The following is a 12,139-nucleotide window of genomic DNA, read 5'->3' on the forward strand; positions in this document are numbered from 1 at the left end:
ATCAACTCTGACGCATCGTAGTGACCGGATTCCGATCATCCAATAGGACAATCACCCAGGTAAACGGCGGCTCTTACGTCGTCATCGCCCTCGCTGGAAGAGCGACTTCCACCACGGCACCCGCGCCGGACGCTCCCGTTCAGCCGTGGGCGGTACGGCGACCGGCACCGCTTCCGGAAGCGGGCCCGGCATGGTGGAGGCGAAGTCGGCGGGCTTCTTCCCGTTACCCTCCCGCGCCTCTTGTGGTGGCGTGAACCGTACGGGCAGTGCCTCCAGCCGCTTCGACAGCCACGCCGCCCGCGACCGCAACTCGCCCTCCGCCACGGCCAGCTGGAGATCCGGCAGCCTCGCCAGCAGGGTGTCGATCCCGGTATCCGCGATGGCCCGGCCGATGTCCTGCCCCGGGCACTCGTGCGGACCGCTGCTGAACGCCAGATGGGCCCGGTTGCCCTGGAGGGGGGTCGTCGGATCCGGTCGGATCGCCGGGTCGACGTTCCCCGCCGCGAGCCCCAGCAGCAGCATGTCGCCCGCCTGGATCCGCTGACCACCGAGGACGGTGTCACCCGTCGCCCACCGGCCCGTGATCGCGGACAGCGGCGGATCATCCCACAGCACCTGCTCCAGCGCGTCCGGCAGCGTCATGTGACCGCCCGCCAGGCTGGCGCGGAACCGGCGGTCCGTGAGCACCAGGCGCAGGGTGTTCCCGATCAGGTTGACCGTGGTCTCGTTGGCGGCGACGAGCACCAGCCGCAGATGCTCCAGTACCTCGTCGTCGGAGAGCCCGGCGGGGTGGTCGATGAGCCGGCTCGCGAAGTCGTGCCCGGGACCGGTCTTCTTGCGCTCGGCGAGCGTGCGCAGCGTCGTGACCACGAACTCGTTGCTGGCGAGGGCCGTTTCCGTGCCCTTCATCAGGTCGAGGGCGGCGTCCACCAGGCGGGGCCCGTACTCCTCCGGCATGCCGAAGAGCTGCGTCATCACCAGCATGGGCAGCTTCTCGGCGAAGTCACCGATCAGATCGGCCTGCCCGGCCGCGGCGAACGAGTCGACCAGCTGGTTGGTGTACCGGATGACGTAGCGGCGGATGCCCCGGCGGTCGAACTGGTCCAGACCGTCCCGTACGGCCGAGCGCAGCCGGTCGTGCTCCTCGCCGTCCGCGAAGACGCAGAGCGGCTGCCATTCCACCATGGGCCTAAGCGGGGAGTCGGCGGGTACGCGGTTCTCCCGGAACATGCGCCACAGCCGCGAGTCGTTCGAGAACCGCGACGGCGAGCGCATCACCTCGAGGTTCTCCCGGTGCCCCAGCACCAGCCACGCCGGCAAGTCGCCATGGAGGAGCACCGGCGCCACCGGGCCGTGCTCCTTTCGGAGCGCTTCGTACAGGGCGCTCGGGTCGGCCTCGGCGACCGGGCCGTACAGTCGGTGCAGCTGATCAGGGGCCATGCCGTGCGCCGGGCAGCCCGGCGGCGGGGCCGGGAAGGAGCCGGTGGTGTCGGTGGTGTGGGGGTGCGGCGTGGTCATGACGCCTCCTGCGTCGTGGCGAGGGTCTGGAGGTAGCGCATCAGCGTCATCAGGACGTCCTTGGCGGAGCCGCGTTCGCGCGCGTCGCACGGCAGGATCGGCACCGAATACGGCAGGTCCAGCGCCGTGCGCAGCTCCTCCACCGGGTACGTCGGCGCGTCCGGGAAGGAGTTGACGGCCACCACGAACGGCACCCCGCGCTCCTCCAGCCGCCCGATCACGTCGAAGCTGACCTCCAGGCGGCGCGTGTCCACCAGAACCACGGCGCCCAGCGCGCCCTCGAACAGGCCGCGCCACAGGAACCAGAAGCGCTCCTGGCCCGGCGTGCCGAACAGGTAGAGCACCAACTGGTCGTTGATGCTGATGCGGCCGAAGTCCATGGCGACCGTCGTCGACGTCTTGCCGTCGACCCCGGAGGTGTCGTCGACGCCGACCCCGGCCTGCGTCATCGTCTCCTCGGTCGTCAGCGGCCGGATCTCGCTCACCGAGCCGACCAGCGTCGTCTTGCCGACGCCGAAGCCGCCCACGATGACCACCTTCACGGCGGTGGTGGCCGTCGCGGGCAGCACGTCCTCGCTCCGCGGCCCGCGCGCCACCGGCGCGCCTGCCTGCTCAGAGCCGTACTGCTCAGAGCTTTTGAAGTCCATCGATCACTGCCTCAATCAACGCGCGGTCGGGGAGTCGGGCGGGTGGGACGGGGGCGCGGGCGACGACCCGGTTGTCGGCGATGAGGTCGCCGAGCAGGACGGTGACGACACTGACCGGGAGGCCCAGGTACGCGGAGATCTCGGCGACCGACAGCGGTGCCTGGCACAGCTGGACGATCGCCGCGTGCTCCGGCTGCATCCCGGGCCGCGCGCCGGACCTGGCCACGATCAGCGTGACCAGGTCGAGGGCCGCGGCGGCCGCGGAGGCTCCGCTGCGGCCGCCCGTGATGACGTACAGCCGCTCGGGGCTCGTCTCCTCCCAGTCCGCGCCGGTGGCGCCGCCTCCGCCGCCCGCGTCGCTCACTCGGCGTCCCGGCGCGGCGGACTGCTCAGGTGCTCTCCGATCCGCAGTACGAGGTCGCGCATGCGCTGACCCATCAGCCCGGCGTCGACGCCCTCGTCGGCGAGCACGGCGAGGTACGCGCCGGTGCCCGCCGCCATCAGGTAGAAGAAGCCGCCGTTCATCTCGATGACCACCAGCCGCATCCGGCCGTCGCTGCCGGGGAGTTCGGTGGCGACCGCGCCGGCCAGCGACTGCAGGCCGGCGCAGGCGGCGGCGAGCCGGTCCGCCGTGTCGTCGTCCGTGCCGTACTGGGCCATGCGCAGACCGTCGGCGGAGAGCACGACCACGTGCCTGGTCTGCGGCACGCCTTCCGCGAGATCCTTGAGCATCCAGTCCATATTGGCCTGCTGCTTGATCATGGCTGAGTGTTCCCCTTGCTTGCGTCGGTGGGCTCCCCGGTCAGGCCGCTCTGGAACGCGGCCAGCCACATTCCGGGTTGCACCTGAGGTGAGGGCTCCTGGTCGGGAGCGGCGGTGGGCGTCGGCGGTGCCGACGCGGCGGGTGTGCCGGACGCGGCCGGTGCGGCGGGCGTGCCCGGTGCGGGCTTCTTGCGGCGCCGCTGCGGCAGCCCGTTCGGGGTGCGCGCGGTCACGGCCGGCGTGTGGTCGTCCGCGACGGGGCCGGTGGCGGCGGCACGCGCGGCGGAGGCGGCGGCGGTGGTGGTGCCTCCGGCGGGAGCGGCGGCGGGGTCGGCGGCCGGCCCCGGCAGGGCGGGCGCCTCCGGCACCGTCGTCCGCGGGACGGACGAGGCGCCGATGCCGTGGGCGAGGCCGCTCGCGGAGGCGACGGTGGTGATCAGCTCCTGCGGCACCACCACGACGGCCCGGACACCGCCGTACGCGGACGGGCGCAGCGAGACCTGGAAGCCGTACGCCTGCGCCAGCCGGCCCACCACGGCGAGGCCGAGGCGCGGCGTCTCGCCGAGGTCGTTGAGGTCGATGCCCTGCTGGGCCTGGCGCAGCATGCGTTCGGCCCGCTTGCGGGCCTCCTCGCTCATGGAGACGCCGCCGTCCTCGATCTCCACGGCGATGCCGGACTGCACCTCCACGGCGGTCAGATGGACCTTGGTCTGCGGCGGCGAGTAGCGCGTGGCGTTGTCGAGGAGCTCGGCGAGCGCGTGGATCAGCGGCTCGACGGCCGGGCCGGTGACGGCGACCTCGGTGACGGAGTGCAGCTCCACGCGCTGGTAGTCCAGGATCCGGGACATGGCGCCGCGCAGCACGCTGTACAGGGGCACGGCCCGGCTCCACTGGCGTCCGGGGCGGGCACCGCCGAGCACGGCGATGGAGTCGGCGAGCCGGCCGATCAGCGCGGTGCCGTGGTCGATGCGCAGCAGATCGCCGAAGACCTGGGGGTTGTTGCCGTGGCGGTCCTCCATCTGCCGGAGCTCCTGGGCCTGCTGGTGCACGATGGCCTGAACCCGTCGGGCGATGTTCACGAAGGCGCGCTGCGCGGACTCGCGCAGGTCCTCCTCGGCGACGACCGCGTCCACGACGACGCGTACGACCGCGCGGTGTTCCTCGGGCGCGGTGAGCGAGGCGAGCACGTCCTCGGGGAACTCGCCCCGGCGCAGCCGCTCGACGGCGTCCGGCAGCAGGGTTCCGGCCAGGTGCGCGGTCTCGGCGTTCCGCCGGGCCAGGGCCGTGTCGCGGGCGGCGACGGAGCGCTCCAGCTGTTCGATCACCCGCCCGCGGCGGGCCGCCTCGGCGCCCATGGCGGCGAGCGCGAGGGCGGCGACGGCGCCGATGACGCCGACCGGTACGCGCGCCGGGGCGGAGACCAGAGCCACCGTGACACCTGCGGCGACGGCGGTCAGAGCGGCGGGCAGAAGCCACACGAAAGAGGCCGCGGACCGCGGGCTTCCACTTCCGGGCGACGATTCCTCACGGACCATCAGCACCCTCAAACCCATCGAACGAGAAAGATCATATGACGACGGGCGGGAGCATAGCCCCTGGAAGTCAAGGGGATTGACGGCGGGTCACACCTTTGGCGCGATCTGTATGCGGCGGCCCGCCTCCACGTGCGGCCGGGGTCATAACCGGAGGAAACGACTCCGCCCCTATCCTCCGGACATGTCGAATCGGAGAGCGATACCGGACGGGCCTTAGGAGAACGTCCTCGCGTCGGGCGGTACCACGGCCCGCTTCAACGGCGAGCGGCTGCTCGTCACGCGGGGCCGCACGACCTGGACACTGCCGCTGCGCGCGCTCGCCTCGGCCGAGCGCACGGTCGGCGGTGTCCTGCGCGTCACGATCAGCGGACCGCCGGGCGCCGCGGGCCACGGGCTGGGGGCGGCCGTCGAGCTGCGCGCCCCCAACGACCGCGCGGCCGAGGCGTTCCTGGGCCGACTGACGGCGGCGCTCCTCGCGAGCACGCCCGACCCCGACGGGCACGCGCTCGTGCGCACGGAGACCGAGCCCCCGAGGGAGCTCACCGGAAGGACCCTGCGGGCGCTGCGCCTCTCCGCGGCCTCGCCGCTGTACGTGCTCCTGCTGTTCCTGCTCGGCGTCGTCAGCCCGCAGGACCGGCTCGGCGCCGCCCTCACCCTGGCCGTGGGCGGCCTTCTGGGGCCGATCGGCGCGATTCCGCTGTGGCGGGTGGGGCGTCGGGTGCGCTCGCTCCGGCTGCTGCGCAGGCGGGGGATCGGCGTGGTCGGCGAGGTGACCGGCACGGTGAGGATCTGGAGCAAAGGCCCCCATCTGTGGGTCTTCTCGAAGATGACGTTCCGCACCCTCGACGGCCGGCTGATGGAGGACGTCCCGTCGGTCGTCACCGTCTGGGGCCTCTCGGACCGCGCCTACACCGGACCGGTCGCCCTGTCCTACGACCCCAAACACCCGGAACGGGCCAGTCGCCCCCTCGCCGTCGGCTACGTCCTGCGGACGCTGGTGCTCGCGGCCGTGGGCGCGGTACCGGCACTGGGTTCCGTCCTGTGCGTCCTGCCGAACGTCCCGGGTCTCCAGGGCTGACACCTCCGACGGGTTCAGGGGTCGGCATCGCCATGGTTCAGGCTTTCCTGAATTCAGGTTCCCGTGTATCTTTCCCGGCGTGCTGACCCTCGCCTCGGACATCGAGACCCTCGCCCGCTTCGGCCGCGCCCTCGCCGACCCCATCCGCTGCCGGCTGCTGCTCGCGCTGCGCGAAGCACCCGCGCACCCCGCCGATCTCGCCGAGCGACTCGGCGTCTCCCGTACGCGCCTGTCGAACCACCTCGCCTGCCTGCGCGACTGCGGCCTCGTCGTCGCCGTCCCCGTCGGCCGCCGCAGCCGGTACGAGCTCGCCGACCCCCGGCTCGCCCGCGCCCTGGACGACCTGCGCGCCGCCGTGGTGGCCGTCGCGGCGGACGCGACGTGCCCGGACGCGGACGACAAGGGGTGCTGCTGATGGCGACCGCGACCGCGACCCTGAGCGCCGACCGCCGTGACCGGCTGGCCCGGCGCATACGCCTGCTGGTGGCGGCCACCATCGCCTACAACGTCGTCGAGGCGGTCGTCGCCCTCACCGCCGGAACCGCGGCCTCCTCCACGGCCCTCATCGGCTTCGGGCTGGACTCGATCGTCGAGGTCTCCTCCGCCGCCGCCGTGGCCTGGCAGTTCTCCGCGCGGGACCATGCGGTGAGGGAGGCCCGGGAGCGCACGGCGCTGCGCGTCATCGCGGTCTCCTTCTTCGCCCTCGCCACGTACGTCGCCGTCGACGCCCTCCGCGCCCTGAGCGGCACGGGCCACGCCGAGGAGTCGCTCCCGGGCATCGTCCTGGCGGCCGCCTCGCTGGCCGTCATGCCGTTCCTGTCCGCCGCCCAGCGGCGCACGGGACGGGAGCTGGGGTCCGCGTCGGCCGTCGCCGACTCCAAGCAGACCCTGCTGTGCACGTACTTGTCGGCCGTCCTGCTGGCGGGCCTCGCCGCCCACGCCCTGCTCGGCTGGTCGTGGGCGGACCCCGTCGCCGCGCTCGTCATCGCCGCGGTCGCGGTGAAGGAGGGCCGGGACGCCTGGCGCGGCGACGGCTGCTGCGCCCCGGCCGCCCCGCCCACCGCGCAAGCCACGGAAGCCACCGACGCGTGCGGCGGGTGCTGCGCCCCCGTTCGGGACGACGCCCAGCTCTCGTAGGGCTCAGCTCTCGTAGGGCTCGAAGACGCCGAGCTGCTGCATCAGTCCGAGGTCGTCGATGTTCCACCAGCTCTCGGCGATCTTGCCCTCCTTGCAGCGGAAGGTCGCGTGGCCGGTGCCCGAGACGTCCCGGTTGGTGGGCTCCAGGCCCCGGTACTCGCCGATGTGGCGGCCCGTGTAGGACATCCGCATGCAGACCAGGTCGCCCTCCGCCACCAGACTCTCGATGGTGCAGGTGGGCGAGAACGCCGTCATGATCTCCTGGTTCTCGGCCTTGGCCCGCTCCAGGTCGACGTCGTACGACGACAGCGACGGGTCGTGCTCCCGGTAGTCGGCGGTGCACAGCTCGTCCGCCGCGTTGGTGTTGCCCCGGTTGATGACCTCCTCGACGAACCGCTGCACCACGATCTTGTTGAGCTGCTGGTCCCCGACGACATCGAGGTCCGTGAACGACGGCTCGCCGTCGCAGAGCTCCATCAGCTGCTGGTAGATCCGGTTGGTCTCGGGCAGGTTCGAGTTCCTCATCGCCTCCTCGTACGAGGGGAATTCCACGATCTCGACGACGTGCGTGCCGTCGGCGCGGTCCCGGCCGACGATGGAATGGGTGGCCGTCCGCTTACCCTCCGTCGCCTGGATCCACTGGTCCATCAAGCCGCGTAGTTCATCGACCCTGTCCGTCTTGAGGTCGATGACCTGGACGAATGACATGGTCCCTCCTGCCGCTCGGGTCACTCGGGCACCTTCAGAATATGTCTGATATGCGGCAGATGTTCGGTCGAGCCGCCCGCCCGCCGGGAACCGGACCCTCCGCCCCGCTGAACGCGGCGGCTCCGCCGTCCGTACCCAGGGGCGGACGCGTCCCCCCGGTAGCCGGCCCGGCATCCGGAGTCCGAACCAGCCGCAGGAGCCACTGAGTTGACCCACAGGCGCATCACCAAGAGAAAAGCCGTCCTCGCAGGAGCCGCCGCCACCGGCGTCGTCGCCGCGGCGATCCTGCTGCCCAACGCCAACGCCTCCCAGGGCGGCTCTGGACCCGGATCCGGCTCCCAGGCGGTCATCCCGCAGAAGATGACCGCCGCCGCCGCGGCCGGCCTGGCGAAGAAGCTGGGCGCCCGGCTCGGGGACGCCTACGGCGGGGCGTACTACGACGCGGGGAAGCAGCAGCTCATCATCAACGTCGTCGGCGACGACAACGACATCGATGTCGAGGTGGCCCAGGCGGGCGCGGTCCCCCGCGAGGTGCGCAACAGCACCAGAACGCTGACGTCCGCCGCGCGCACGCTCACCCGCGAGGCGACCATCCCCGGGACCGCCTGGGCCGTCGACCCGCGCACCAACCAGGTCCTCGTCACGGCCGACCGCACCGTCACCGGCGACCGGTGGGACCGGCTGGAGACGACCGTGAAGTCGCTCGGCGACGGCGTCGCCCGCATCCAGAAGTCCAAGGGCGAATTCAAGCCCTTCGCCGACGGCGGCGACGCCATCTTCGGCGGCGGCGCCCGCTGCTCGCTCGGCTTCAACGTCACCACGCAGCAGGGACAGCGCGGCTTCCTCACCGCCGGGCACTGCGGGGTCGCCGCCGAGCGGTGGACCGACGAGAACGGTGCGCAGCTCGGCACCGTCCAGGCCGCCACCTTCCCCGGCGAGGGCGACTTCGCCCTGGTCACGTACGACGACCCCGGCGCGGCCGCCCCCGACGTCGTCGACGTCGGCGGCGGCCGCAAGGTGCCGATCCGGGGCGCGGCCGAGGCGGCGGTCGGCCAGGAGGTGTTCCGCATGGGCAGCACCACCGGCCTGAGGGACGGTCAGGTCACGGGCCTGAACGCCACGGTGAACTATCCGGAGGGCACGGTCACCGGCCTCATCCAGACCACCGTCTGCGCCGAACCGGGCGACAGCGGCGGCGCGCTGTTCACCCGCGACGGCGCCGCCGTCGGCCTCACCTCGGGCGGCAGCGGCAACTGCGACGTGGGCGGCGAGACGTTCTTCCAGCCGGTCACGACCGCGCTCGCCGCGGTCGGCGCCCGCCTGCCGTGAGACGCGGCGCCCGTGCCCGTACGGTCAGGGCGGTGACACCCGCAGCCGTACGGGCACGGCCGCCACGGGCATCCGGGGCAGCCGCAGCCCGTCCCGGCCCGGGGTGAGGGAGCCCAGCACACTCGCGTGCCGGGCACCGGTGCACGCCGGTACGGTGCCGGGCAGCCCGTGGGCGGTCAGGAAACCGAGAACCGCGAAGGCGTACGCCTCCTTGGCCGCCGACGGCAGCCCCAGCGCGTCCGAGTCCCGCACCGGGACACCGCCGAGCGCCGTGCGCAGCCGGGCCATCAGGACCGGGTTGCGGGTGCCGCCGCCCGAGGCGACGACCTCCGTCGCCCCCGCCGACCGCACCGCGTCCGCCACCGTACGGGCGGTCAGCTCGGTGACGGTGGCCAGCAGGTCGGGCGGGGAGAGGGAGCCCCGCCCGTCCCCGCCCAGGGCGGCCAGCAGGTACGGCAGGTGGAACAGCTCCTTGCCGGTCGTCTTGGGCGGCGGCGCCGCGTAGTACGGCTCCGCCAGCAGCCGCCGCAGCAGCTCCGCGTCCACGGCGCCCCGGGCCGCCAGGGCGCCGTCCTCGTCGTACCGCAGCCGGCCGCCCGTGGCGTGGTGCGCGGCCGCGTCGATCAGGGCGTTGCCCGGGCCCGTGTCGAAGGCGAGGGGCGCGCCCGGCCCGGCGGCCACCGTGAGGTTGGCGATGCCGCCGAGGTTGAGCGCGACCGGCACGCCGGGGCGGCCGCGCAGCCACAGCACGTCCACCAGGCTCACCAGCGGCGCGCCCTGCCCGCCGGCGGCGACGTCCCGGGTGCGCAGGCCCGAGACCACCGGGAGGCCGGTCGCCTCGGCGATCCAGGCCGGCTCGCCGAGCTGCAGCGTGCCGCACACCCGGCCCCCCTCGACCCAGTGGTGGACGGTCTGCCCGTGCGAGACGACCAGCTCCGCCCGGCCGCCGCACAGCTCGCGGCAGGCCCGTACGGCGAGGGAGGCGAACGCCTGCCCGATGCGCGTGTCCAGCGCGCACACGTCCTTCATGGTCGTGGCCGCCGGGGGCAGCGCGGCGGCCAGCGCGGCCCGCAGCCCCTCGTCGTACCCGGCGCTCACCATGCCGAGCGGGCGCAGGACGACGGTGTCCCCGTCGAGCGCCAGATCGGCGGCGGCCGCGTCGACCGCGTCGTACGACGTGCCCGACATCATCCCGATGACCCGCACGGCTCCACTCCCGTCGTCGGTCGCGTGTTGTCCGGCGTACCGGCCGCGCGTCAGTCGCGCAGGGCGCGGCGGTGGTCGTCACCGCGCAGTCCGGCCAGGGCGAGCGCGCTCACGGCGCAGGTGGCGGCCACGTAGTACGCGGGGACGTCGACGTCGCCGGTCCGCTCGACCGCGTGGGTGACGAGGAGACCCGCGCAGCCGGAGAACACCGCGTTGGAGAGCGCGTACGCCAGCCCCAGACCGGTGTAGCGGACGTGTGTGGGGAACATCTCGGCGAGCATCGCCGGGCCCGGGCCCGCCATCAGCCCGACCACCGCGCCCGCCGCCACCACCGCGAGGCCCTTGGCCGCCGTCGCGGCCGCGGGGTCCTGCAACAGGTCCAGCAGCGGGAAGGCGAGGAGCACGGCGAGGACGGCGCCGGCCACCATGACCGTCCGCCTGCCCACCCGGTCGCTGAGCGCGCCCGCCGGGAGGATCGTGGCCGCGAAGCCCAGATTGGCGAGGACGGTGGCGGTCAGCGCCTGCTGGAACGTGGCGTTCAGCGTGGTCTGGAGGTACGACGGCAGGACGACCAGGAAGGTGTAGCCGGCCGCCGACCAGCCCATGAGCCGGCCGACGCCCAGCGCGACGGCCCGGACCGCCTCGCGCGCGGGAGCGGCCGGCGGGGCCGCCCCGCCTCGGACGTGGCCCCGGAACGACGGGGTCTCCTCCAGCCGGAGCCGCAGCCACAGCGCCGCGAGACCCATCGGCAGCGTCAGCAGGAACGGCAGCCGCCAGCCCCAGGAGTGCAGCTGGCCGGAGGACAGGACGGCCGCCAGCAGGGCGGCCACGCCCGCGCCCCCGAGCAGGCCGAGCGCCACCGTGAACGACTGCCACGCCCCGTACAGGCCCCTCCTGCCCGGCGGGGCGGACTCCGTCATCACGGAGACGGCCCCGCCGAACTCGCCCCCCGCGGACAGCCCTTGCACCACGCGCAGGAGCGTGAGCAGCCACGGCGCCGCCGCGCCCAGCGTCGCGTACGTCGGAAGCAGGCCGATCAGCGTGGTCGCGCCCGTCATCAGCAGCACGGCGAGGACGAGGGCGGGGCGCCGCCCGGCGCGGTCGCCGAGGCGGCCGAAGAGGGCCGCGCCGAGCGGGCGGAAGAAGAAGGCGAGGGCGAAGGACGCGTACGTCCTGACGAGCGCCTCGCCGCCCCCTCCGCCGCCCTCCCCGCCGACGCCGCCGGGGGCGGCCGCCCCGGGGCTGAAGAAGTGGGCGGCGATGATCGTGGCGAAGTAGCCGTAGATCCCGAACTCGTACCACTCGATGAAGTTGCCGACCGAGCCCGCCACCAGTGCCCGGCGGGAGCGCGGCGGCTCGGTTCCGGTGGGTGGTCCGGTCGCCGTGGTCGCCGGGCCGGGTGGGGGCAGCCTCTCCATGACTGTTCGTTACATCACCGCGGCGGACCGCTGTCAACGACGTTCACCGGGCCGGTGCGGCGAACCGGTCGAGCAGCGCGTCCAGCCCCGCCGCGAGCCCCTCCTCGCCCGCCCTCTCGGCCAGCGCGGGCGCCGCGGCGCGCAGGCGGGGCAGCTCGTCGGCGGGCATCCGGTGCAGCCCGAACCGGATCGCCGGCTCGGGCTCGTCGGGGCTGTCCACCACGGCGGTCAGCTCCACGAGGACGTACCCCAGCGTCCAGGCCGTCACGGCGCGGTACGCCAGCGGCGCCCGGTCCTCCTCGATGCCCGAGCGGGCGAGGAGCGCCAGGACGTGCTCGTGGGCGCGCAGCACGGCGCGGGGGCGGCGCGACAGCGGGACCGCCAGCATGCGGGTGGCCAGCAGCGGGACGACCTGCGGGTGGCGCAGCGAGAGCCGGTGGAGGCCGAGCGCGGTGCGGTGCAGCTCGGCGCGCCAGTCGGCACCGTCGCGCCCGCGCCCCGGCGGCTCCAGGGGTTCCAGCGGCCCCAGCGCGTCCAGGAGCTCCGTGAAGAACGCCTCGACCAAGCCGTCGAACAGGCCCTCCTTGCCGTCGGCGTACCGGTACAGGGCCATCGCCTCGACCCCCAACTCGGCGGCGAGCCGCCGCATGCTGAGCGCGGACAGGCCCTCGCGGTCGACCAGCGCGAGGGCGGTGGCGAGAACGAGCTCCCTGCTCAGCCGCCCGCGACGGCGCCGCCCCGGTCCTGCCTGCTGGGGCATCCCACGCCTCCGGGGGTTCCCTTGACCCTCCCGACATACAG

13 protein-coding genes are annotated in these 12,139 nt (G+C 73.7%); 4 read left to right on the top strand and 9 right to left on the bottom strand.

Features of this window, described 5'->3' with window-relative positions; translation table 11 throughout:
* Nucleotides 1–81: 81 nt before the first annotated feature.
* Genes AC07FJ_RS19020 through AC07FJ_RS19040 form a run of 5 tightly spaced genes read right to left on the bottom strand, consistent with a single transcriptional unit; the run spans nt 82 to nt 4,462 of the window.
* Nucleotides 82–1,518, bottom strand: a complete 1,437-nt coding sequence (locus AC07FJ_RS19020) for a cytochrome P450 (RefSeq protein ID WP_479050318.1) — start codon at nt 1,516–1,518, stop codon at nt 82–84.
* Nucleotides 1,515–2,165 (bottom strand): GTP-binding protein, encoded by a 651-nt coding sequence (locus AC07FJ_RS19025; protein WP_361423401.1) that lies wholly within the window; start codon nt 2,163–2,165, stop codon nt 1,515–1,517. The genes AC07FJ_RS19020 and AC07FJ_RS19025 overlap by 4 nt, the downstream gene beginning before the upstream one ends.
* On the bottom strand, nt 2,146–2,529 hold the full coding sequence (locus AC07FJ_RS19030; RefSeq protein WP_479050321.1) for a DUF742 domain-containing protein: 384 nt from the start codon (nt 2,527–2,529) through the stop codon (nt 2,146–2,148). The genes AC07FJ_RS19025 and AC07FJ_RS19030 overlap by 20 nt, the downstream gene beginning before the upstream one ends.
* Nucleotides 2,526–2,927 carry a roadblock/LC7 domain-containing protein gene (locus AC07FJ_RS19035; RefSeq protein WP_355366355.1) on the bottom strand — a complete coding sequence of 134 codons (402 nt, stop codon included), beginning with the start codon at nt 2,925–2,927 and terminating at the stop codon, nt 2,526–2,528. The genes AC07FJ_RS19030 and AC07FJ_RS19035 overlap by 4 nt, the downstream gene beginning before the upstream one ends.
* On the bottom strand, nt 2,924–4,462 hold the full coding sequence (locus AC07FJ_RS19040) for a sensor histidine kinase (protein WP_479050323.1): 1,539 nt from the start codon (nt 4,460–4,462) through the stop codon (nt 2,924–2,926). The genes AC07FJ_RS19035 and AC07FJ_RS19040 overlap by 4 nt, the downstream gene beginning before the upstream one ends.
* Nucleotides 4,463–4,970: 508 nt before the next feature.
* Between AC07FJ_RS19040 and AC07FJ_RS19045 the strand changes: the two genes are divergently transcribed.
* The 3 genes from AC07FJ_RS19045 to AC07FJ_RS19055 all read left to right on the top strand — a co-directional run bounded on the left by AC07FJ_RS19045 (nt 4,971) and on the right by AC07FJ_RS19055 (nt 6,677).
* Nucleotides 4,971–5,540: a hypothetical protein gene (locus AC07FJ_RS19045; protein WP_479050325.1), complete on the top strand. Its 570-nt coding sequence runs from the start codon at nt 4,971–4,973 to the stop codon at nt 5,538–5,540.
* Between the two features lie 79 nt (nt 5,541–5,619).
* Complete coding sequence (locus AC07FJ_RS19050; RefSeq protein WP_361423414.1) at nt 5,620–5,955, top strand: ArsR/SmtB family transcription factor; 336 nt, start codon at nt 5,620–5,622, stop codon at nt 5,953–5,955.
* Nucleotides 5,955–6,677, top strand: a complete 723-nt coding sequence (locus AC07FJ_RS19055) for a cation efflux transmembrane domain-containing protein (protein WP_479050327.1) — start codon at nt 5,955–5,957, stop codon at nt 6,675–6,677. The genes AC07FJ_RS19050 and AC07FJ_RS19055 overlap by 1 nt, the downstream gene beginning before the upstream one ends.
* Before the next feature lie 3 nt (nt 6,678–6,680).
* Here the strand turns inward: AC07FJ_RS19055 and AC07FJ_RS19060 are convergent, their stop codons facing one another.
* On the bottom strand, nt 6,681–7,385 hold the full coding sequence (locus tag AC07FJ_RS19060) for an ester cyclase (RefSeq protein WP_479050329.1): 705 nt from the start codon (nt 7,383–7,385) through the stop codon (nt 6,681–6,683).
* 207 nt (nt 7,386–7,592) lie between these two features.
* Between AC07FJ_RS19060 and AC07FJ_RS19065 the strand changes: the two genes are divergently transcribed.
* Nucleotides 7,593–8,714 carry a S1 family peptidase gene (locus AC07FJ_RS19065; protein WP_479050331.1) on the top strand — a complete coding sequence of 374 codons (1,122 nt, stop codon included), beginning with the start codon at nt 7,593–7,595 and terminating at the stop codon, nt 8,712–8,714.
* A 24-nt stretch (nt 8,715–8,738) separates the two neighbouring features.
* On the opposite strand, the gene AC07FJ_RS19070 is transcribed toward AC07FJ_RS19065, so the two are convergent.
* From AC07FJ_RS19070 to AC07FJ_RS19080, 3 genes are read right to left on the bottom strand one after another with little or no spacing between them, the layout of a single operon-like run.
* Nucleotides 8,739–9,920 carry an anhydro-N-acetylmuramic acid kinase gene (locus AC07FJ_RS19070; protein WP_479050333.1) on the bottom strand — a complete coding sequence of 394 codons (1,182 nt, stop codon included), beginning with the start codon at nt 9,918–9,920 and terminating at the stop codon, nt 8,739–8,741.
* Nucleotides 9,921–9,970: 50 nt separating this feature from the next.
* Nucleotides 9,971–11,338 (bottom strand): MFS transporter, encoded by a 1,368-nt coding sequence (locus AC07FJ_RS19075; RefSeq protein WP_479050335.1) that lies wholly within the window; start codon nt 11,336–11,338, stop codon nt 9,971–9,973.
* Between the two features lie 43 nt (nt 11,339–11,381).
* Entirely contained in the window at nt 11,382–12,098 is a 717-nt protein-coding gene (locus AC07FJ_RS19080) for a TetR/AcrR family transcriptional regulator (protein WP_479050337.1), read from the bottom strand.
* Nucleotides 12,099–12,139 lie beyond the last annotated feature (41 nt).

It is taken from the genome of Streptomyces sp. NPDC045998 (assembly GCF_056430285.1).

Excerpts from the sequence above, each read along its gene's own strand:
- AC07FJ_RS19055 (WP_479050327.1), top strand. The coding sequence starts at position 5,955 with ATGGCGACCGCGACCGCGACCCTGAGCGCCGACCGCCGTGACCGGCTG.
- AC07FJ_RS19020 (WP_479050318.1), bottom strand. The coding sequence starts at position 1,518 with ATGACCACGCCGCACCCCCACACCACCGACACCACCGGCTCCTTCCCG.
- AC07FJ_RS19035 (WP_355366355.1), bottom strand. The coding sequence starts at position 2,927 with ATGATCAAGCAGCAGGCCAATATGGACTGGATGCTCAAGGATCTCGCG.
- AC07FJ_RS19080 (WP_479050337.1), bottom strand. The coding sequence starts at position 12,098 with ATGCCCCAGCAGGCAGGACCGGGGCGGCGCCGTCGCGGGCGGCTGAGC.
- AC07FJ_RS19025 (WP_361423401.1), bottom strand. The coding sequence starts at position 2,165 with ATGGACTTCAAAAGCTCTGAGCAGTACGGCTCTGAGCAGGCAGGCGCG.
- AC07FJ_RS19075 (WP_479050335.1), bottom strand. The coding sequence starts at position 11,338 with ATGGAGAGGCTGCCCCCACCCGGCCCGGCGACCACGGCGACCGGACCA.
- AC07FJ_RS19040 (WP_479050323.1), bottom strand. The coding sequence starts at position 4,462 with ATGGTCCGTGAGGAATCGTCGCCCGGAAGTGGAAGCCCGCGGTCCGCG.
- AC07FJ_RS19060 (WP_479050329.1), bottom strand. The coding sequence starts at position 7,385 with ATGTCATTCGTCCAGGTCATCGACCTCAAGACGGACAGGGTCGATGAA.